At 62.8% G+C, this 18,844-nt stretch carries 20 protein-coding genes; 11 read left to right on the top strand and 9 right to left on the bottom strand.

What is annotated here, in order from left to right; translation table 11 throughout:
- Positions 1 to 4: 4 nt before the first annotated feature.
- The 6 genes from SKC41_RS28340 to SKC41_RS28315 are packed head-to-tail and all read left to right on the top strand — an operon-like array spanning position 5 to position 4,832.
- Complete coding sequence (locus tag SKC41_RS28340) at positions 5 to 685, top strand: D-sedoheptulose-7-phosphate isomerase (protein ID WP_330981079.1); 681 nt, start codon at positions 5 to 7, stop codon at positions 683 to 685.
- Between the two features lie 8 nt (positions 686 to 693).
- The gene (gene hypE / locus SKC41_RS28335) at positions 694 to 1,806 is read left to right on the top strand and encodes a hydrogenase expression/formation protein HypE (RefSeq protein WP_330981013.1); all 1,113 of its coding nucleotides are present in this window, start codon (positions 694 to 696) and stop codon (positions 1,804 to 1,806) included.
- 12 nt (positions 1,807 to 1,818) lie between these two features.
- Positions 1,819 to 2,091, top strand: a complete 273-nt coding sequence (locus tag SKC41_RS28330; protein ID WP_330981012.1) for a HypC/HybG/HupF family hydrogenase formation chaperone — start codon at positions 1,819 to 1,821, stop codon at positions 2,089 to 2,091.
- 13 nt (positions 2,092 to 2,104) lie between these two features.
- A complete protein-coding gene (hypD, locus tag SKC41_RS28325; protein WP_330981011.1) occupies positions 2,105 to 3,250 on the top strand; it encodes a hydrogenase formation protein HypD in 1,146 nt (381 codons plus the stop codon).
- Entirely contained in the window at positions 3,247 to 3,996 is a 750-nt protein-coding gene (locus tag SKC41_RS28320) for a DUF6390 family protein (RefSeq protein WP_330981010.1), read from the top strand. Before hypD ends, SKC41_RS28320 begins: the two co-directional genes overlap by 4 nt.
- Complete coding sequence (locus SKC41_RS28315; RefSeq protein ID WP_330981009.1) at positions 3,993 to 4,832, top strand: hypothetical protein; 840 nt, start codon at positions 3,993 to 3,995, stop codon at positions 4,830 to 4,832. Before SKC41_RS28320 ends, SKC41_RS28315 begins: the two co-directional genes overlap by 4 nt.
- 4 nt (positions 4,833 to 4,836) lie before the next feature.
- On the opposite strand, the gene SKC41_RS28310 is transcribed toward SKC41_RS28315, so the two are convergent.
- Positions 4,837 to 5,856 carry an HAD-IIA family hydrolase gene (locus tag SKC41_RS28310; protein ID WP_442931852.1) on the bottom strand — a complete coding sequence of 340 codons (1,020 nt, stop codon included), beginning with the start codon at positions 5,854 to 5,856 and terminating at the stop codon, positions 4,837 to 4,839.
- Positions 5,857 to 6,148: 292 nt separating this feature from the next.
- On the opposite strand from SKC41_RS28310, the gene SKC41_RS28305 reads away from it, so the two are divergent.
- The gene (locus tag SKC41_RS28305; protein ID WP_330981007.1) at positions 6,149 to 7,207 is read left to right on the top strand and encodes a HoxN/HupN/NixA family nickel/cobalt transporter; all 1,059 of its coding nucleotides are present in this window, start codon (positions 6,149 to 6,151) and stop codon (positions 7,205 to 7,207) included.
- Between the two features lie 521 nt (positions 7,208 to 7,728).
- On the opposite strand, the gene SKC41_RS28300 is transcribed toward SKC41_RS28305, so the two are convergent.
- The 3 genes from SKC41_RS28300 to SKC41_RS28290 all read right to left on the bottom strand — a co-directional run bounded on the left by SKC41_RS28300 (position 7,729) and on the right by SKC41_RS28290 (position 9,888).
- Positions 7,729 to 7,995 (bottom strand): hypothetical protein, encoded by a 267-nt coding sequence (locus SKC41_RS28300; protein WP_330981006.1) that lies wholly within the window; start codon positions 7,993 to 7,995, stop codon positions 7,729 to 7,731.
- A gap of 296 nt (positions 7,996 to 8,291) precedes the next feature.
- The gene (locus SKC41_RS28295; protein ID WP_330981005.1) at positions 8,292 to 9,131 is read right to left on the bottom strand and encodes a mycofactocin-coupled SDR family oxidoreductase; all 840 of its coding nucleotides are present in this window, start codon (positions 9,129 to 9,131) and stop codon (positions 8,292 to 8,294) included.
- 211 nt (positions 9,132 to 9,342) lie between these two features.
- Positions 9,343 to 9,888 (bottom strand): TetR/AcrR family transcriptional regulator, encoded by a 546-nt coding sequence (locus SKC41_RS28290; protein ID WP_330981078.1) that lies wholly within the window; start codon positions 9,886 to 9,888, stop codon positions 9,343 to 9,345.
- 225 nt (positions 9,889 to 10,113) lie between these two features.
- On the opposite strand from SKC41_RS28290, the gene SKC41_RS28285 reads away from it, so the two are divergent.
- Genes SKC41_RS28285 through SKC41_RS28275 form a run of 3 tightly spaced genes read left to right on the top strand, consistent with a single transcriptional unit; the run spans position 10,114 to position 13,151 of the window.
- Positions 10,114 to 10,320 (top strand): ferredoxin, encoded by a 207-nt coding sequence (locus tag SKC41_RS28285; RefSeq protein WP_330981004.1) that lies wholly within the window; start codon positions 10,114 to 10,116, stop codon positions 10,318 to 10,320.
- A 55-nt stretch (positions 10,321 to 10,375) separates the two neighbouring features.
- Complete coding sequence (locus SKC41_RS28280) at positions 10,376 to 11,656, top strand: cytochrome P450 (RefSeq protein WP_330981003.1); 1,281 nt, start codon at positions 10,376 to 10,378, stop codon at positions 11,654 to 11,656.
- Between the two features lie 40 nt (positions 11,657 to 11,696).
- A complete protein-coding gene (locus SKC41_RS28275) occupies positions 11,697 to 13,151 on the top strand; it encodes an aldehyde dehydrogenase family protein (RefSeq protein WP_330981002.1) in 1,455 nt (484 codons plus the stop codon).
- A 25-nt stretch (positions 13,152 to 13,176) separates the two neighbouring features.
- Here the strand turns inward: SKC41_RS28275 and SKC41_RS28270 are convergent, their stop codons facing one another.
- The 5 genes from SKC41_RS28270 to SKC41_RS28250 are packed head-to-tail and all read right to left on the bottom strand — an operon-like array spanning position 13,177 to position 18,027.
- Positions 13,177 to 13,998 (bottom strand): NAD(P)-dependent oxidoreductase, encoded by an 822-nt coding sequence (locus SKC41_RS28270; RefSeq protein ID WP_330981001.1) that lies wholly within the window; start codon positions 13,996 to 13,998, stop codon positions 13,177 to 13,179.
- 47 nt (positions 13,999 to 14,045) lie between these two features.
- Positions 14,046 to 15,521: an aldehyde dehydrogenase family protein gene (locus tag SKC41_RS28265; protein WP_330981000.1), complete on the bottom strand. Its 1,476-nt coding sequence runs from the start codon at positions 15,519 to 15,521 to the stop codon at positions 14,046 to 14,048.
- Positions 15,518 to 16,333: a carboxymuconolactone decarboxylase family protein gene (locus SKC41_RS28260; protein WP_330980999.1), complete on the bottom strand. Its 816-nt coding sequence runs from the start codon at positions 16,331 to 16,333 to the stop codon at positions 15,518 to 15,520. The genes SKC41_RS28265 and SKC41_RS28260 overlap by 4 nt, the downstream gene beginning before the upstream one ends.
- Positions 16,334 to 16,363: 30 nt before the next feature.
- Entirely contained in the window at positions 16,364 to 17,200 is an 837-nt protein-coding gene (locus SKC41_RS28255) for a mycofactocin-coupled SDR family oxidoreductase (protein WP_330980998.1), read from the bottom strand.
- Entirely contained in the window at positions 17,197 to 18,027 is an 831-nt protein-coding gene (locus SKC41_RS28250) for a mycofactocin-coupled SDR family oxidoreductase (RefSeq protein ID WP_330980997.1), read from the bottom strand. The genes SKC41_RS28255 and SKC41_RS28250 overlap by 4 nt, the downstream gene beginning before the upstream one ends.
- Positions 18,028 to 18,125: 98 nt before the next feature.
- Between SKC41_RS28250 and SKC41_RS28245 the strand changes: the two genes are divergently transcribed.
- Positions 18,126 to 18,824, top strand: a complete 699-nt coding sequence (locus tag SKC41_RS28245; protein ID WP_442931851.1) for a TetR family transcriptional regulator — start codon at positions 18,126 to 18,128, stop codon at positions 18,822 to 18,824.
- Positions 18,825 to 18,844: the final 20 nt, after the last annotated feature.

Raw genomic sequence — 18,844 nt, 5'->3', positions numbered from 1 at the left:
AGTGATGAACGAAAATCGTGTCGCCGAACCGACCAATTTCCTCTATCCGTTCATCGACGGTGATGAAAGCGATGCGGCCACACTGCTGACTGATTTGGCAGAGTCCGCGGCGGCGAAGGCTGTCGATAGCGCCGCGCTTCGCACCGCCACGCTCGATGCTTGCGCCGCCACCATCGCAAGCGCCGCCGCCGAGATGGCGCGCCGGTTCGCCGCGGGAGGTCGACTTTTCACCTTCGGCAATGGTGGAAGCTCCACCGACGCAGCCATTTTAGCGACGCTATTCGCCCAACCGGTTAGTGCCGAACCGTTGCCGGCGTGGTCGCTGACGTCTGATCAGGCGGTGTTGACTGCGCTCGGCAACGATGTCGGGTTTGAGTTGGTGTTCGTGCGGCAGCTGATCGCCAGGGCGAAGGACAACGACATCGCCATTGCAATGTCGACCAGCGGTAACTCGGCGGATCTGCTGCTGGCGATGCAGGAAGCCCATCGCCGGGGCCTCTACACGGTCGGGTTTACCGGATACGACGGAGGCGCCTTCGCGAACAACACGTGCGTCGACGTATGCTTCGCCGTTCGCTCCCAGAGTGTGCACCGAATCCAGGAATCACAAGCCGCGTTGGGCCACCGGCTGTGGGCCACGGTTCAAGCGGAAATGCGTCGGCTGAGCGCTTGCGCTGAAAGCTAAGGAGTTTGATGAGAGAGCACGTCACCGAATACTTGGCGTCCGGGCCTTCCTTTGCTGAGGGTGAGGTGATCGAACGGATTGAGGCGTTTCGCAAACGGCGACCTCGGTTGCGCGACGACTATGTGACATTGGCGCACGGTGCGGGGGGCAAGGCGTCGGCTGCGTTGGTGGACGCTGTCTTCGTCGAAGCGTTCCGCAATCCGCATCTGGAGTCGCTCGGCGATGGGGCGGTGATCGCATTGCCTGATGGGCAGCGCATCGCGATGTCTACCGATTCTTTTGTCGTACAACCGCTTCGCTTCCCGGGTGGATCAATCGGAGATCTCGCCGTCAACGGCACCTTGAACGATCTTGCGATGGCCGGCGCGGTGCCGTCGTGGATTACGGCGGCATTCATTCTCGAAGAAGGCTTTGCAGTAGACGAGCTCCGCAGCATCGTCGCAGACATGGCAGCCGCTGCGCTGGCTGGCGGTGTCCAGATTGTCACCGGGGACACCAAAGTCGTCCCGAGGGGGGCGGCCGACGGCCTGTTCATCACGACGGCCGGAGCGGGCGTCGTCCCACCCGGCCGGGAGCTGTCCGCGCAACGGGTACAGCCCGGTGACAAGCTGCTTACCTCGGGCACGATCGGTGATCACGGTATGGCGGTGATGCTGGCCCGCGGTGATCTGGCGATTGAGGCCGATATCCACTCCGACACCACCTGCCTGAGCCCATTGGTGGAACTCCTGTTGCAAGCGGCGCCGTCAACACGTTGGCTGCGCGACGCGACCCGCGGCGGGGTGGGCACGGTGTGCAACGAACTGGCCCAGGCGTGCGGGCTTGCGGTGGTGCTGGAGGAAAGTCGGCTGCCGGTGCGTTCCAACGTGGCGGGTGCTTGCGAGCTGCTTGGCATCGATCCGCTTTATGTCGCCAATGAGGGGAAGTTCATTGCCGTTGTCGCTTCGGGCGAGGCCGAGGCCGGGCTGGCTGCGCTGCGGTCGCATCCACTAGGGGCCCAGGCGGCTGAAGTCGGCGAGATCGTCGCCGAACCGCCGGAGACCGTCGTGCTGCGTACTGGGTTCGGGGGCACCCGCATTGTGGACATGCTCGTCGGCGACCCACTGCCCCGAATCTGCTGAGAGGATTGGATCATGTGCCTAGGAATTCCCGGACAGATCATCGAAATCACCGACGCTGCAAACTGTCTGGCCAAAGTGGAGGTCAGCGGTGTGCGCAGAATCATCAGCGTGCGCCTGCTCGAGGACGACATGCCCGAACCAGAAGACTGGGTGCTAGTGCACGTTGGCTTTGCGATGGCCAAAATTGACGAAACCGAGGCGTTGCTGACCCTGGCTGCGGTTAAGAATCTAGGCCAAGCCTATTCCGACGAGATTGAAGCGTTCGACAACTCGTCGATCGTCTGACCTGGAGTTGACAATGCGATTTGTAGACGAATTCCGTGATCCTGCGGCCGCCCGAAAACTGTTAACAGCCATTGGCACACTGGCCAATTCCGGTGGCGGGGACGAATCTTTCAAGTTCATGGAGGTGTGTGGAGGGCACACCCACACGATCTATCGGCATGGCATCGAACACCTGCTACCGGACAACGTCGAACTAGTACATGGCCCAGGTTGTCCGGTGTGTGTGATCCCGATGGGCCGCATCGATGACGCGATGTGGCTGGCGCGCCAGCCACATGTGATCTTCACCTGCTTCGGGGACATGATGCGGGTTCCTGGCTCGAATGGCAGTCTTCTCGACGCCAAGGCCGGCGGCGCCGACGTGCGGTTCGTCTACTCGCCACTGGACGCGCTGAAGATCGCAGTGGAAAACCCTGACAAGCAGATCGTCTTCTTCGCAATTGGGTTTGAAACGACTGCCCCGTCGACCGCGGTCACTCTCGTGCGCGCACGAGAGCTCGGGATCAACAACTTAACCGTGTTCTGCAACCACGTCACGATCGTGCCGCCGATAAAGGCGATCTTGGAGTCGCCTGATCTGCGGCTGTCCGGATTCATCGGCCCCGGGCACGTGTCGACCGTGGTCGGCAACCGGCCTTATCGGTTCGTGCCCGAGGTCTATCGAAAACCGTTGGTGGTAGCCGGATTCGAGCCGCTAGACATCTTGGCGTCGGTCGCGATGCTGCTGCGCCAGATCCGCGAGGGCCGCTGCGAAGTCGAGAACCAGTACAAGCGCGTAGTTCACGAAAACGGCAACCCTGCGGCACTGGCGCTAATGGGTGAAGTCTTCGCTCTCAGGCCGCACTTCGAGTGGCGGGGACTCGGGTTCATCTCGCAGAGTGCGTTGCGGCTACACGACGATTTCGCGGAGTTCGATTCAGAGCAGCGATTCGCGCTGCCCGGGGTACGGGTGGCCGATCCGAAAGCCTGCCAGTGCGGCGAGGTCCTCAAAGGTGTCCTCAAGCCGTGGGAGTGCAAAGTATTCGGGACGGCATGCACACCCGAAACCCCGATCGGCACCTGCATGGTCTCCCCTGAGGGCGCGTGCGCCGCCTACTACAACTTCGGCAGGCTGCATCGCGACGCAGCTACGCTGATCGGGCAGGGCACGCGGACATGACCGGGGGGGACATCACCCCCTGCGGTGCAGCAATGTTCGCGCGCTACGCCTATGCCCCCAACCAGCTCGGCTACTGCGGGCCACCGAACTCGCCCGGGCTCCGCGGCGGTACGCGGGACGAGATTGGCAAGGCGGCAAGGCAATTCACCGGGGCATGGCCCTACCTCCAAGTGATGTCGCGGATGACAGGAATCCCGGATCCTCTCGACTACCGCCTCGTTGATTCCTATTGGCTGGGAGGCGGAGTCTGCGCCGAACTGCATCCGCCGACGTTCACCAGGGAACTACTGGCGATTCTCGGTCCCCGGGCCGGTCACTACTGGGCCCACCTCACCGAGGATCTCGCCGGTGAAGCTGCACCGAATCACAGCTTTCACGTGTTCGGCGTCTATCCGTGGTCGCGGTTGCTCGGCAAAGGCCCAGAACAACATCCACTGGCCGTGCTCGATAACTGCCGAATAACCTGGGCCACAGTATTGTCGAGCGTTGGAGCGACTGCGCTGGTCGAGTCGCGGCGACTCGTTTGGACAGGAACCTCCTTGTCGTTATCAGCACCCGAAGTCCACCAAGTCGGCGTTGACGCAGAAGAGGCACGACAAGGCCCGCTGACGCGAGGTGCCATCGTCGCCACGCACTGGGGACGGGTGTGCGATCGCCTCAGGCCCGAACAGGTGGCCAGGCTCAAGGACAGCACCGACCGGCAGTTGGCAGCCACCAATCGCCGGCTCAAGGCGAACATGCCATGAGGCCACGAATCATCCAGTCCGAGGGGCAGATCGGGTTCTACTGGAACACCTCAGATGGTGCACCCACGACCCTGCCGGACCTCGTCATGGGAGATGACGAGGCCGACCGTTTGATGGCGACTCATCTCGAGGCCCTCGACGACGCATTGATCATTGCGGCGGGCCGATTCGGAGAACTACTTGGTGGGGGCAGGCGCCCCGACGCAGATGAACGTTCCCACTTGGTATTTCTGCACCGGAGTTTGGATCTGCTGATGCGGGATTACGCGTCGGCCGCAGAAGTCACCGGGATCGTCCCGGATACGCGGGCTGGCAAGATTATTGGCACTGCGGCCCTGCTCTCGATACGCGCTCGCTTCGCTGTCGGCCTCTTAGGGCCGGCCCCGTTCGACGGTGAGCTCGACGAGCCCTCGCTGGGAGTAACCAGTGGATTCGGGCAGATGGTTCTGGTCGACCCGGAGCAACCCTGGAGGGGCGGCCGCTGGATCCTCAAATCGGAGTCCGGCCAACGGTATCCGCTGACGCTGTCAATGATGCTGTTCGACAGCTCGGGGGTGAACAAGGACGCCGCCAGACGCGAGCATCGCGAGGCACTCGAAGCCTGCGTCACAGGCGTGGCAACCGACGAAGCGGACCCCAATACGGTGGCATGCGCGCTAGATTGGCTGCTCTACGACTGGCTGATGGCGCACCGGGAGAACCCCGACAGCGCAGCGATTCAGATACCGAAAGGCAGCGATTCCGATGCGCCAATGATCGTGCAGGCCTCGTGTGCATCCGTACGTGCGCGAGCTCGGATCGATCCCGCCCTAGCGGCCCGATTGCCGACAGAGTGATCTGCTATGTGCGATCCAATAGACACCACGCGTCAAGTGCGCGGCGGGCGCGCTCATCACCTGCGCGCAAAACGGGTGACCCACAAGCGAATTCGGCGCACCAGGCCGCGTGCGCGGCCGCGCGGACCACCGACAATCCGGGATCTTCACTGTCCCGAGTCGCCGAAGTGATAGTCACGGCATCACGGCCGATTTCGGTATGCCAACCGGGTTGGGGGCCGACACGCAGGGCGGCACCTGTCGTGGCAAGTGCACACAGGTCCTCCGCGATATACGTTGGTCGGCACTCAGATTCGGCACGGACGACATCGGCTGCGGTAGTGACGCCGCTCAACACGAGCAAGCTGGGCAAACCCGCAGCTGCCGCGCCGGCGATATCGGTGTCGAGGCGGTCACCGACGACTAGCGGCGATTCGAAACGCCCGCGCCCGAGGCCATCTCGCACCATATGTGGCTGCGGTTTTCCGACAACGAGCGGTTGGGCCCCGGTGGCGGCGCGCAGCGCGTCGACCATGGCGCCATTGCCCGGCACCAGGCCGCGTTCGGTGGGAAAAGTCACATCAATATTGCACGCAACCCACAGCGCACCCGCCCGGATGGCCAGGGCACCCTCGGCCAGCGCAGCCCAGTCCGTACGCGGTGAATGCCCCTGCACCACGGCGAGGGGCGCATCCTCCCACGACCGCACGGGGGTCAGTCCGACATCAGCCACCTCAGCGGCGAGTGCTTCAGTGCCAATCACCAAAACCCTGGAGCCGCAAGGTAGCATGTCTGCGATCAAGCGAGCAGCGGTATGTGCGCTGGTGACAACATCGCTCGGGTCAATCGCGAAGCCCAACTCACCCATATGGTTTACCACTTCGGCTGCCGACCGCGAAGCGTTGTTCGTCAAGAACAATTTCCGAATCACGATGCCTTGCAGTGTTTCAACCGCGCCGGCGATTGGGGCCAACCCACAATAAACCGTGCCGTCGAGATCTAGGAGTAGGCAGTCGTGTTCGGCTGCCAAAGTTGTCGTATCCAAATCCGAACTCACACAGCAACTCTACGCGGTGGCACGGCCAATGACGAACACCAAATATTTGCTTTGGACTCGGCCTCCGAGGCACGTTACAAGCGAATGGGTCGCTGTCCAGCGCGATCTTGCACTGGCCCAGCAACGATTTAGGCAACGCTTAACAGTCGATGGCGGATTCCCCGCATTCGTTATTGCAAATCAATTGCATCAGGCCGGGGTGGTTGTTAGCGTTTTCTTGACTTGGTTTTCGTGTCTCACACCCAAGGAGCGGAGACATGGACGACGGCGGCGAGCGCCCTTGACCCCGCCGGAGTGGCGGCGGCTCGGCGTGATGGCGGCCATCATCGTCGCGCTGCACCTGGCGGGTTGGGGCACCCTGGTCTACGTCGTCGATCCTGCCCAATTCAGCTTGGACGGCAAGGCCTTTGGCATCGGCGTCGGGGTGACGGCCTACACCCTGGGCCTGCGGCACGCGTTCGACGCCGACCACATCGCCGCCATCGACAACACCACCCGCAAGCTGATGAGCGACGGGCAGCGCCCGTTGGCCGTCGGATTCTTCTTCTCGCTGGGCCACTCAACGGTGGTGTTCGTATTGGCGGTGCTGCTGGCGACGGGTGTCAAGGCGATCGCCGGGCCGGTCGCAGACGATTCGTCGACGCTGCACCACTACACGGGACTGATCGGGACCAGCATCTCGGGCGTGTTCCTCTATGTGATCGCCCTCCTCAACATCATTGTGCTGGTGGGCATCCTGCGGGTGTTCGCCCGATTGCGCCGCGGCGACTACGACGAGACCGAGCTGGAACAGCAATTGGACAATCGCGGGCTGTTCAACCGGTTCCTCGGCCGGTTCACCACCTCGATCACCCGTTCCTGGCAGATGTACCCGATCGGGTTGCTGTTCGGTCTGGGGTTCGACACCGCCACCGAGATCGCACTGCTGGTACTGGCCGGCACCAGCGCCGCAGCGGGGTTGCCGTGGTACGCGATCCTGTGCCTGCCCGTGTTGTTCACCGCCGGCATGTGCCTGCTGGACACCATCGACGGCTCGTTCATGAACTTCGCCTACGGCTGGGCCTTTTCCAATCCGGTGCGCAAGATCTACTACAACATCACCATCACCGGGCTCTCGGTGGCCGTCGCCCTGCTGATCGGCAGCATCGAACTGCTCGGCCTATTCGCCACTCAATTCGGTTGGCAGGGCCCGTTCTGGGCTTGGCTCGGCGGCCTGGACCTCAACACGCTGGGCTTCGTGGTCGTCGGATTGTTCGTGGTCACCTGGGCGATCGCTTTGCTGGTGTGGCGCTACGGCCGGATCGAAGAGAAGTGGTCCCCCACCGGAAGCGTCCGATGAAATGCCTTAAGACAGCGCCGTGGATGGCCGCCAAGACACGATCACCACCGCAATAGAACCAGAAGGTGGACGAGTCGTCAGTCTCATATCAGCGCCTACGAACGTTTGAGCGCGCTGGGTAGCGCCGCGAAGGACACTTCTACGCGGATCAAGCGTCGACACGACCAATGGAAAGCCCGAAGCCAACCAGATTGACCATTTCAACGAGTTGAGTTCGCCTGTACTTGAACAGCTTTGGGTACAAGCCGCAGTAACGGCTTGTACCGGCGATTCCCAAAGTCCAAGCAGGACTATCCAATTGCAAGGAGCAATCCCATGGCAGTGCCCGCCAGTCCAACACCGGCGAATGCCGAACTCATCCGCAGCGCACCATCACATCGAGGCACCCCGCCTAATGCCGAGCGTCAAATCCATCGGGCTTGCGGGGATGTCCGCACGGCTCTTCTCTGCGCACTCGAGCTGCTGTCGGAGACGACACTCCCTGCGTAGGCCGCGATGACGTATTCCGGGCCTTCAGCAACTTAGGGCTTGTCCGGTACCACGTCGACCTGGCCCTGCATGCCACTAATCTCCTCGATCAGATGGTGGGCACTCCGGCCGAACATCGTCAACCGTGGTCGTACTATCGCATCCGCATCCGTACAGAAGCTGACCTCAGTAAGCGGACAGCCTGACTTGGCCCGCAGACCCGGCCGCCCCGATTCCGACACCTTACGGATTTTCCATGACACCGCTTCAAGTTCAAATAGGGCGAGCGTGGACATATTTCGGTTGGTCAGCAGGGTCACGTACCTCCACCAGCACCAAATACACGTCCGTAGCGGACGAGGGGTAAGCCAGCCGAGAACGCGGTCGGTGGTGAGTAAACGACGAGTGCCTTTGATGAGTCAGACGTCGCGGGTTGAGCCGCGACGCTCGTGCGGGTATGTCTGGTAACCCGGTTGCGTATGGCTCGACCCCTCGAGGAGCCATCGGCGCCGAACTCGCGGCACCAATACGCATTTCGAGACCCTCGTATGCCGTCTATTCCGAGACATCCAGGCCAACTCGCCCGACAGCGGTCTGTCGGATCGGTCTTCGTGGCCTACTTGAGCATGCTTCCTGCATCGACGGTGACGGGAAGTCCTGTGATGTAACGGGATTCGTCGGAGGCCAGGAACAGCACCGCGTTGCTGATGTCCACTGGTTCGACCCAGCCGACCGGGAGGACGTGCATGAACTGTGCTGCGACCTTGAGGTCCTCTGGGCCGGGGTTCTCCAGATCGGGCCGAAACATTTTCATCGTTCCCTCGTTCATGAACATCGGTGTGTTGACGTTGGTGGGGTGAACGGAATTGACGCGGATGAAGTGTTGGCCGAGTTCGACGGCGAAGGTCCGCATCAGGCCAACGACGCCGTGTTTGGCAGCGATGTAGTGGCCGGTGTGCGGGTAGGCCTTGAGGCCGCCAACCGAGCTGGTCAGGATAAGTGATCCACCTTGCCCTTGCGAAACCAGGTGTGGAACACCAGCTTTGACGGTTTTCCAGACTCCCGAGAGGTTGACGTCGATCATGTCTTGCCAGTCGCCTTCGCTGGTCTTGTCGAGGGTCTGGCCGCCGTTGCCGATTCCGGCGTTGGCGCAAATGATGTCCAAGCGGCCAAGCTGCTCGACACCGCTGTCGACTGCCGCCTTAAGAGCGTCGTAGTCGCGCACGTCGACTTCTGCGGTCACGATACGACGGTTGAGGCCCTTGATAAGATCTGCGGTCTGGGCCAGGTCATCGGTTGTCGACCGGGCGATCTGGCTGCTGCTGCTGATGGGTTTGCAGATATCGACCGCGATGATGTCGGCGCCTTCTTGGGCTAGACGCACCGCGTGGCTGCGTCCTTGGCCGCGGGCCGCGCCGGTGATAAACGCGACCTTGCCCTCAACTCGTCCACCCATGACTGCACCTCACTGCCTCCGGCGACCGGGATGGGTTAGTGACCCGACCCGCGCCTGCCTACCACCCAAACTATTTGGTCGTTCGAACAGGAAGCGTGACATCGTTGCGGTGCGGTTGTCAACAGATGGCCGTGAACGGAGTCCAGCAATGCTGTGGGCGGAACAAAATGCCACTGTCGCTGTGGACCGCCGCATACTGGGGCTAGCGGGGCTATGTCGATGCGGGCGCAGACGATTTCAGCAGGCTGATCTGGCGTTGGACGAATGCGCGCAATTCGTCGTGGCCTTGGGTGACGCCGACGGCGTTCTCGTTGCACAGGCTGCGCGCGGTTTGCGCGATCAGCATCGAGATCGCGACCGGTGGATACTTCTCGAGATCGACGTCGTTGGCGCGCAGCACCATCGTGACGGCCGCCGTCTCGATGTCGCGGACACGTTCGGCGTACGCTTTGAGCTCGGCTCCAATTGACTTGCGGTGGTTGGCTAATGCCATGAACTCGGCGTTGAGAGTCGTCAATGCGGGGTCGCTGTTCAGCAGCCACAGCGCCTGGAGCGGATCGTCATCGGCGAGCAGGGCTCGCATCCGCACCAGCGCAGCCTCCGCGCCGGCGCGCAGCACGTCCAGGAACAGGTCGTCCATCGTCGGAAAGTAGTAGTAAACCAGCGCCTGCTTGACGCCGGCCTCGGCGGCCACCCGCCGTGACGTGGCCGCGGCATAGCCTTCATCGCGCATGATCCGGGCGGTCGCCTCGATCAGCTTGCTGCGGGCCCCTGCATCACCGTTCCTTTTGCTGCGCGGAGTTGGCGCTGTGTTGGCCGGCTCCCAGTTGCTTGACCGGGCCGCGCGGGACGTGGTAGGCATACTGCATCCTAGCAATTTGGTCGATCGATCAGTTATGAAGCCGCGAAGTAGAGCCAAACGGGTTGGAGGCACCATGCCGACCGCGCCGAAGAGCGCCGCCGACGGTAAAGGTCGGCGACGATGACCGCGCGCTTCCGCGTGCGGGTTGATCCCGGTCTGTGTGAGGCGCATGCCCTGTGTATTGAGATCGCCCCCGAGGTCTTCGACCTCGGCGAGGACATCGCGACTTGCGATGAGACGCCGAAAGAGTCGTTGCAGCACAACGTGGAAGCCGCCGTCGCCGCCTGTCCCCGTCAAGCCATCAGCATGGTCGTCGAAGAGACGTGACCGTGATGCAGCTTGTCGCCCTGATTTCTTCGGCCCCGGAAAGGATCTGGACTAAATGACCGATCTCGCTGACGTCGACTACTTCACCGATGCCGACATCGCGCAGGGCCCCTATCAATATTGGGATTATCTGCGCGGCCAGGGTCCGGTGTTCCGTGAGCCGCACCATGGGGTGGTGGCAGTCACCGGCTACCAGGAGGTCCAGGCCGCATTCAAGGATGTCGAGTCGTTCTCGGCGGTCAACGCGATCGGCGGCCCGTTCCCGCCGCTGCCGTTCACCCCCGAAGGTGATGACATCAGTGACCAAATCGAAGCTCATCGTCACGAGTTCCCGATCTTCGAGCACATGGTGGTGATGGACCCGCCCGAACATGAGAAGGCGCGTTCGCTGTTGGGGCGACTGCTGACTCCGCGGCGGCTGCAGGAAAACAAGGATTACATCTGGCAGCTGGCCGACCGGCAGTTCGATGAATTCATCGCCAACGGCCACTGCGAGTTCCTCGGCGAGTACGGAAAACCTTTTGCGACATTGGCGATCGCGGACCTACTCGGGGTTCCCGACGAGGACCGCGCCGAGATCCGCCGCAATCTGGGTGCGGGTAGTGCGCCCGGCGCCAGGGTCGGCGCCTTGGATCACGAGCCGGTGGGCAGCAACCCGTTGCAGTATCTCGACGATCTGTTCGGCGGCTATATCGCCGAGCGGCGTCAACAACCTCGTGACGACGTGCTCACCGGCTTGGCCACCGCCACCTACCCCGACGGCTCGACCCCCCCGCTGTTGGAGGTGGTCCGCCCGGCGACCTTCTTGTTCGCAGCCGGACAGGAGACCGTGACCAAGCTGCTGAGCTCGGCAGTGCAGGTCCTTGGTGATCAGCCCGAACTCCAGGAGCGCCTGCGCGCTGATCGAGACCTGGTCGGCTCGTTCATCGAAGAGGCATTGCGGATGCAGAGCCCGACCAAAGTCGACTTCAGGCTGGCGCGCAAGACCACCAATTTGGGTGGGGTCCACATACCTGCGGGCACGGTCCTCATGCTGTGCCTGGGTGCGGCCAACCGCGATCCACGAAAGTTTGATAACCCCAACGAGTTTCGGGTCGACCGCAAGAACGTACGCGAGCACATCGCGTTTGGTCGCGGTATCCACACCTGCGCGGGTGCCCCGCTGGCCAGGGTGGAAGGACAGATCACCGTCAATCGCCTGCTTGACCGCACCCACGACATCGTGATCAGCGAGGCTAAACACGGGCCGGCGACCAACCGCCAGTACCGGTACGCACCCACGTTCTTGCTGCGTGGGCTGACTGAGTTGCACATCGAGTTCACCCCGGCGGACTGACCGCCGTCTGAGAGCCGCACTTTGACCGAGGGGCTTTGCCATGACCGTGCAGTCCATCCTTGACGAGATCCGCCACCGACCCGGGACCGGCGAGGTGATTCCGATCATCAATCCTGCGACCGAAGAACAGATCACCGAATTCCGCGACGGTGGCGCTGCAGCGGTCGACGAGGCCGTCGCCGCAGCGCGCGCAAGCGTCGATGCGGGCACCTGGTGCGGGCTACCCGGAAACGAGCGGGCCAAAGTCCTTTGGCGTGTAGCCGACTTGATCGACCAGTACGCCGATGAACTCGCCCAAATCGATTCGCTGAATACCGGGATGCCCTACAAGCAGGCGTCGATGATCATGTCCACCAGCGCCGAGACGTTCCGCTATTACGCGGGTTGGTGTACGAAGGTCAATGGCATCGCCCACGACGTGCAGCAGACCGGCGGCATCAGCGGCGCGTATTCGACCATGCACGCCTACACCCTCAAAGAACCCTACGGTGTGGTCGGACTGATCTTCCCGTGGAACGGCCCGGTATTCAACGCGTGCACCAAGCTCGCGCCCGCACTTGCCGCCGGTTGCAGCTGTGTGGTCAAACCCGCCGAGGAAACCCCTCTTTCGGCGCTACTGCTGGAAAAGATCCTCACCGAAGCCGGCATCCCCGACGGCGTGGTCAACCTGGTGACCGGCTATGGACACACCGCCGGCGCGGCGATCACCGCCCACCCCGGCATCGAGAAGGTCGCCTTCACCGGCTCGACCGAGGTCGGCAAACAGATCGTGCAGGCCGCCGGCGGCAACCTCAAAAGAGTCATGCTCGAACTCGGCGGCAAATCACCCGTACTGATCTACGACGACGCCGACGTCGACACCGCGATCACGATGGCCGCTATGGGCATCTTCATCCACTCCGGTCAGGGCTGCATCAGCGGATCACGCATGTTCGCCCAGCACGGCATCTATGAGCGGGTCGTCGAAGGCGTGGCGAACCTGGCGAACTCAGTCAAGCTGGGCGGGCCCACCGACGACAAGGCACTCATCGGTCCGATTATCAGCGAAAAGCAGCTCACCCGCGTGATGGGCTTCATCGACGAAGGCAAGCGCGACGGTATGCAAGTGGTAACCGGGGGTGACCGGCTCGACCGCAGCGGCTACTTCGTTCACCCGACCGTGCTCACCGACGTCGACCCCGCCATGCGGCTGTATCAGCAGGAGATTTTCGGTCCGGTGGTCGCGGTCCTGCCGTTCGGCGATGACGACGAGGTGATAGCGCTGGCCAACAACTCCGACTACGGGCTGGCCGCCACCGCGTGGACCAAAGACATCAGCCGCGCACACCGATTGGCCAAGCGTCTGCAGGCCGGCACCATCACCCTCAACTGCCAGATGGTGTTCGACCATTCGATGCCGTTCGGTGGACACAAACAGTCCGGCTGGGGCTACGAGTGGGGCCGCGACGGCATCGAAAGCTTCATGCAAACCAAGACCGTATACGCGCAGCTCTGAGGCACCCGGATACCCAGGCCGACGATCACCCCGACCGGGGATGACCCATCAGAGTCAGCGCGGCGTCGGCGGCGTCGAGCACCGCACCCCCGTGTGCGGACGCTGATTCGGCGAGGTCGGCGATCAGTCGCGCATCCTTCTGCAGTAGCGGTCCCGCGTATCCGGCAAGCTGGTCCAATCCGCCGGTACCGTTGATTACGTTGAGCGCGAAGCTATTTCCGCTACCGCGCGAGACAACTTCGCTGAGACGCTCCGGGGATACGCCGAGGGCCTTGGCGAGTGAAAGGGCGGTGGCAGCCGTTCCCAGGTTGGCGGTGAACATCAGATTGTTCAGTAGCTTCGCGGTCTGCCCGGACCCCAGTTCGCCAAGGTGCACGACCGGGTCGGCATATGTCTGCAAGACTGGTCGGCAGCGTTCGACGACGGCGGCGTCCCCACCGACCATCACCAGCAGACGCCCTTCGGCCGCCGCACCACCGCCGCCGCTCACCGGGGCATCGATAACCGAAACATTCTGTGCGCCAGCATGCTTGGCGAGCTGCCGGCAGGTGTCGGGATGCACGGTGCTATGCACCGCGATCACACCGCCCGGTTTAAGCCCCGCAAGCACTCCGTGCTCACCACCGGCGAGTTCTTCGATGTCGGCATCGCCAATGACGCACAAGCAGACCAGATCGCTTTCGGCGGCGAGTTCGGCCGGGGATCCGGCGACCTTCGCCGACGTGGCGGCAAACGGCTCCAACGTTGCCGCCCGGCGCGCCCACAGCGTCGTCGGGTAGTCGGCTTCGATGATCCGGCGCGCCATCGGCGCGCCCTGGCTGCCCAATCCGATGAATCCGACGCGCATCAACCGGCCTTCACAGCGCCGTGTCCGTGGTGGTCACCTGGTCACGCTCAGCCCATGCCGATGCGGATGTTCTTGGTCTGCTGAAACTCGCGCAGACCGTCGAGGCCGCCGGTGCGGCCGAACCCGCTTTGCTTGTAGCCGCCGTAAGGGCCTTGCGGGCAGATGTCGCTGAACTTGTTGACCCACACCGATCCGGCTTCGAGCTGACGGGCGACGCAATGGGCGCGAGTGAGATCCCGAGTGTGCACGAAGGCGTTCAACCCATACGGTGTGTCGTTGGCGATCCGCACCGCTTCGGCATCATCGCCGAACCTGATGAGAGACACGACGGGGCCGAAGGTTTCGGTCTGCGCCAGCTGCGAGCCGTTGTCGACATCGCCAAAAACCGTCGGTTGGATATAAAAGCCGCGAGCAAGTTCACCTCCGATGCGCTGTCCCCCGGTGAGTAGCTGACCGGCGTGCGCGCTGACCGCGTTGTCGATCGCGTGCAGGATGCGGTCCGCGGCGGCCTGACTAATGACGGGACCGAAAACCACTGTGGGATCAAACGGGTCCCCGACACTTGCGGCGTCGATGCAGGCCAACAACTTCTCGGCGAAGGCGTCATACACCGATTCGTGCACCAGCACGCGGCTGGCGCAGGCGCAGCTTTGACCGGATTGCACCAGTGGGCCCTGATGTGCGGAAAGCAGTGCGGCGGAATCCAGGTCGGCGTCGGCGAAGATGATGTTGGCTGACTTGCCGCCGAGTTCGGCGACGACGGGGGTGAGATTGATCGCCGCCGACTGGACAACTGCACGGGCGGTGGTGCCGCCGCCCGTAAAAAAGATCTTGCCAATGCGGGGATGCTCCACCAAGGCTTGTCCACCGTCAGCCCCGGCCGGGGCCACATTGACGAGTCCGGGTGGCAGTCCCGCTTCGACGCACAGTTCACCGAAGCGCAGCGAGGCGAGCGGTGCCAGTTCGGAGGGTTTGAAGACCACGGCGTTGCCCGCGGCCAGTGCCGGGGCCACGCAGGATCCCGCGACAACCAGCGCGCCATTCCAGGGTGCAATGACACCCACGACACCGTAGGGCTCGCGTTCGACGAGATTGACGTCGAACGACCCGTCGACGGGTGTGCTCGACCCGTGCGGCTTGTCGACGTATCCGGCGAAATAGCGCAGAAACCGCTCCAACAGTATGGCGTTGCCGGCCAATGAGATTGGGACCGCGTAGTCGTGGACATTGAGGCCGGCGAGCTCGTCGAGGTGTTCGTGCACGGCGTCGGCCAGATCGATCAGCAGATCGCGGCGACGATCAACGGTGAGCGCGACCCATTCCCGTTGAGCCTCGCGCGCCGACGTGATGGCATCGTCGATCTCTGCCGGCCCAGCCAGCACGATGGCCGTATTCGGCTCGCCGGTAGCCGGATAGATATGGCTGTGGGTTGCGCCAGATGATGCGGTGATCCGGTCACCGCCCACGAGCAGACCGACCGGCCCACCGGGTGGCGTGGATCGCACCGTCTGGGCGGTACTCATGAGGTTTGACTACTCTCTGCGGCCCACTCGTCGAGAACGCGCCGCTTTTGGTCGGCGATCACATCGCCCAGATGGGAGGCTTTCGGCCATCCGTAGTAGGCCGCGAAATGTAGTGCCAGCTCGTCGATTTCGTCGAACGACACATCACGGCTCTTCAGTGCGGCATAGACATGGCTCAGGATCGGGATGGGTGCATCCTGAATCGCCACACACGCCACGGTGATCAGCCGTCGCTCTTTGATTCCCAGCCCAGGACGCAGCCACATCTCGCCGAACACGAAGTTCAAGATGCCCGCCCCGGAATACGGGTTGTCCCGGATCGGCACATACGGCATGCAGTTGACGTCCCGAAACGACTGCTCCCCAACCAACAACCGGCGCTCCGGGTCGCTCGGGGTGAACAGCGGCAGCAACGGTTCGGGCTCCGGCACCGACTGACCGCGCTCCCGGTGGATCCGCTCCCACTGTTCGTCGACGGCCATATTGAACCGGGACGCCTTCGGCCAACCGGCGTACACCGCGAAATGCAGAACCGCTTCCCGCATTTCGGCGATCGACACGTCACCACTGTTGAGGGCTGCATAGACGTGGTCGCGCAGCGGCTGTTCGGCGTCAGCGGCGGCCACGCAGGCCAGCGTGACGAAACGTCGATCTCGTCGACTCAAAGCGGGTCGAGCCCAGATCTCGCCAAAGACAAACTCGATCAGACCACTGACGTTCGTGGGACTGTGATCCTCGGGTGGATCGAAGGTCATCACCTCGGCGAACAGGCGCCTACCGCGTTCGGAACGTTCGGTCTCGACTGCCGTCATCATTTCACTTTCTGCTTGAGGCACAGGCGATCACCGCAAAGTGACGCCGGCATCGACCTTGAACTCGAGTCCGGTGACAAATCTGGACTCGTCGGACACTAGGAACAGCACGGCGTTGCTGATGTCGATCGGCTCGGCCATCACCGCGGGCAAGGCGTTCAAGAAGATCGGGATCAAGTCCGAGCGAGTCCCGGCCAGTATTTCCTGCATCGACTCCGGACGCATACCCGTCTCGACCCCGGTGGGGTGGACGGTATTCACGCGAATACTTTGCGCTGCAAGCTCATTGGCCAGTGCCTTACTCAGCCCGACAACCCCATGCTTGGAGGCCGTGTAGGGCAGGTGCAAAGGGGTGCCCTTAATGCCGGCGGAGGAGCTGATGAGAATCAAGCTGCCGCCCCGGTCGACCAGATGCGGCAGCGCCGCCGCACACGTGTTCCAGGTGCCGATGAGATTGACGTCGAGCACCGTGCGCCACTGTTCGGATGTCGTTGAGTCCCACGTCCCGACGGTCAGCACACCGGCATTGGCCACCGCCGCATCCAACCCGCCCAGCTCTTGCACACCGTCTGCCACCGCCGCTGCCAACGCTTCAGCGTCGCGAATATCGACTACCCGGGTGATGGCGCGGCGATCGTGTTTTTCGACCAGGCGGGCGGTCTCGTCAAGGTCTTCACGCGACGCCAGCGGGTACTCCAACTCTGGCAGCGACGCACAGATGTCGACGAGGATGAGGTCGGCGCCCTCCTCGGCCAGTCGCACCGCATGGCTGCGGCCCATCCCGCGCGCAGCCCCGGTGACCAATACACGCTTGCCCGCAACCCGTCCGTTCAAACGCGCGTCGCCGTGAATCATGTTGCCGCTCATAGCTTGTTGCAGAAGCCGGCATCGACCGGAAAGGTCACGCCGGTCACATACTTCGCTTCATCGGAAACCAGGTACGCGATCGCCGCGCTAATGTCAGCAGGTTCGAGCAGCTCGACGGGCATGGGATTCTGCAAGTGTGCGCCAGAACCCGGATAGTTTTCCAAGAATTCGGTCATGGCGGGATTCACGGCCATCATGGTGTTGACCGCCGTCGGGTGCACCGTATTGACCCGAATACTCATCGGCGCAAGCGAATTGGCGAGCGTACGCATCAATCCGACGATGCCATGCTTGGATGCCGCGTAGCCCAGGCCACCACCTTGCAATCCGCCGAACCCTTTCAACCCCGCGGTGGAACTGGTGAAAATGATGACACCGCCGCGGTTGCCGGCGAGGAGATGTGGGATCGCCGCCCACGCGGCGTGGTATGCACCGTCGAGATTGACGGCGACCGCGGCCCTCCACTGTTCGAGCTCTTCTTCGATGCTCAACTCGCGAAAGGCCACCGGGGCGATTCCGGCGTTGGCCAGCACGATGTCGAGGCGCCCGAACTGCTCGACCCCGGTATCCACCGCCGTCTTGACCTGATGAAAGTCCCGCACATCGGCTACTAGTCCCAGGATCTTGCCGCCCTCGGCCTCAACCGAGGCCACCGTTTCGTCGAGTTCGTCCCGGCTGGCCATCGGGTAGTGGTTGGCCGGGATGTCGGCACAGATGTCCACGCCGACAATGCTTGCTCCCTCGCGGGCCAGACGAATCGCGTGACTGCGACCCTGACCGCGCGCCACCCCCGTAATGAATGCGACCTTGCCGTCCAGACGACTCATTAGTCCTCGCTTCATTGCGCCGGCACGCCGACCGGTGGGCTAGCAGTAACCGTGTTATCCCGAGTAGAGTAACCGCGTTACTCCAAGACGGCAAGGTGTTGTACACAGTGACGCGCTCCGATAGTCCCCGACGCGACGCGCCCCGCCGCGATGCCCGAATTCTCGACACAGTCGTGCAGATTCTCGAGGCGAAAGGCTATGACGCCGTCCAATTGCGCGAAGTTGCCCGCCGCTCGCAGACGTCATTGACCACCATTTACAAGCACTACTCGACCCGCGATGAGCTGATCGCCGCGGCCGTGCAGATGTGGATGGACGAGCATCGATTCGCCAAGCTCTCGGACCAGCCGCAGGAACCCGGCGAATCGCTCTACGCCGGGCTGATGCGCATGTTGCGCACGATCTTCCTACCTTGGGAAGAGCACCCGGGGTTGCTCACGGCCTACTTCCGTGCCCGGGCAGCACCGGGCGGGCAACAACTCGTTCGGCACGGCCTGGACATGGCTGTGCCCGCATTCTTCGAAGTGCTCGGCAACGTCGACGACAGTTTTATCGCCGACCTCGACACCATCATCTCCACTCTGGTGTACGGGCTGTTGGGCCGCTTCACCGCCGGAGAGATCACCGTCACCGATATCCTGCCGATCCTTGATCGCGCGGTGTTCCGCCTGACGAGCGGATACGAAGCACAAAACCCGCAGACCGTGGGCCAGTGCCTGACAAAGGCGACCTTCAACGCCAGCGAAACGGTTGAGTCCGAACACTTTAGAGACAGAAGGTCGCATGCAAGGCGATGATCAGAGGTCCCAGCACAATA

Origin of the sequence: Mycobacterium sp. 050128, assembly GCF_036409155.1 — a bacterium.
Lineage (GTDB): Bacteria > Actinomycetota > Actinomycetes > Mycobacteriales > Mycobacteriaceae > Mycobacterium.
This window is presented reverse-complemented; position numbering and strand designations above follow the sequence as displayed.

What these genes read in the sequence shown, in the direction of transcription:
- SKC41_RS28340 (WP_330981079.1), top strand. Translation starts at nt 5, where the DNA reads ATGAACGAAAATCGTGTCGCCGAACCGACCAATTTCCTCTATCCGTTC.
- hypE (WP_330981013.1), top strand. Translation starts at nt 694, where the DNA reads ATGAGAGAGCACGTCACCGAATACTTGGCGTCCGGGCCTTCCTTTGCT.
- SKC41_RS28330 (WP_330981012.1), top strand. Translation starts at nt 1,819, where the DNA reads ATGTGCCTAGGAATTCCCGGACAGATCATCGAAATCACCGACGCTGCA.
- hypD (WP_330981011.1), top strand. Translation starts at nt 2,105, where the DNA reads ATGCGATTTGTAGACGAATTCCGTGATCCTGCGGCCGCCCGAAAACTG.
- SKC41_RS28320 (WP_330981010.1), top strand. Translation starts at nt 3,247, where the DNA reads ATGACCGGGGGGGACATCACCCCCTGCGGTGCAGCAATGTTCGCGCGC.
- SKC41_RS28315 (WP_330981009.1), top strand. Translation starts at nt 3,993, where the DNA reads ATGAGGCCACGAATCATCCAGTCCGAGGGGCAGATCGGGTTCTACTGG.
- SKC41_RS28295 (WP_330981005.1), bottom strand. Translation starts at nt 9,131, where the DNA reads ATGGGTGGACGAGTTGAGGGCAAGGTCGCGTTTATCACCGGCGCGGCC.
- SKC41_RS28285 (WP_330981004.1), top strand. Translation starts at nt 10,114, where the DNA reads ATGACCGCGCGCTTCCGCGTGCGGGTTGATCCCGGTCTGTGTGAGGCG.
- SKC41_RS28280 (WP_330981003.1), top strand. Translation starts at nt 10,376, where the DNA reads ATGACCGATCTCGCTGACGTCGACTACTTCACCGATGCCGACATCGCG.
- SKC41_RS28275 (WP_330981002.1), top strand. Translation starts at nt 11,697, where the DNA reads ATGACCGTGCAGTCCATCCTTGACGAGATCCGCCACCGACCCGGGACC.
- SKC41_RS28270 (WP_330981001.1), bottom strand. Translation starts at nt 13,998, where the DNA reads ATGCGCGTCGGATTCATCGGATTGGGCAGCCAGGGCGCGCCGATGGCG.
- SKC41_RS28265 (WP_330981000.1), bottom strand. Translation starts at nt 15,521, where the DNA reads ATGAGTACCGCCCAGACGGTGCGATCCACGCCACCCGGTGGGCCGGTC.
- SKC41_RS28260 (WP_330980999.1), bottom strand. Translation starts at nt 16,333, where the DNA reads ATGACGGCAGTCGAGACCGAACGTTCCGAACGCGGTAGGCGCCTGTTC.
- SKC41_RS28255 (WP_330980998.1), bottom strand. Translation starts at nt 17,200, where the DNA reads ATGAGCGGCAACATGATTCACGGCGACGCGCGTTTGAACGGACGGGTT.
- SKC41_RS28250 (WP_330980997.1), bottom strand. Translation starts at nt 18,027, where the DNA reads ATGAGTCGTCTGGACGGCAAGGTCGCATTCATTACGGGGGTGGCGCGC.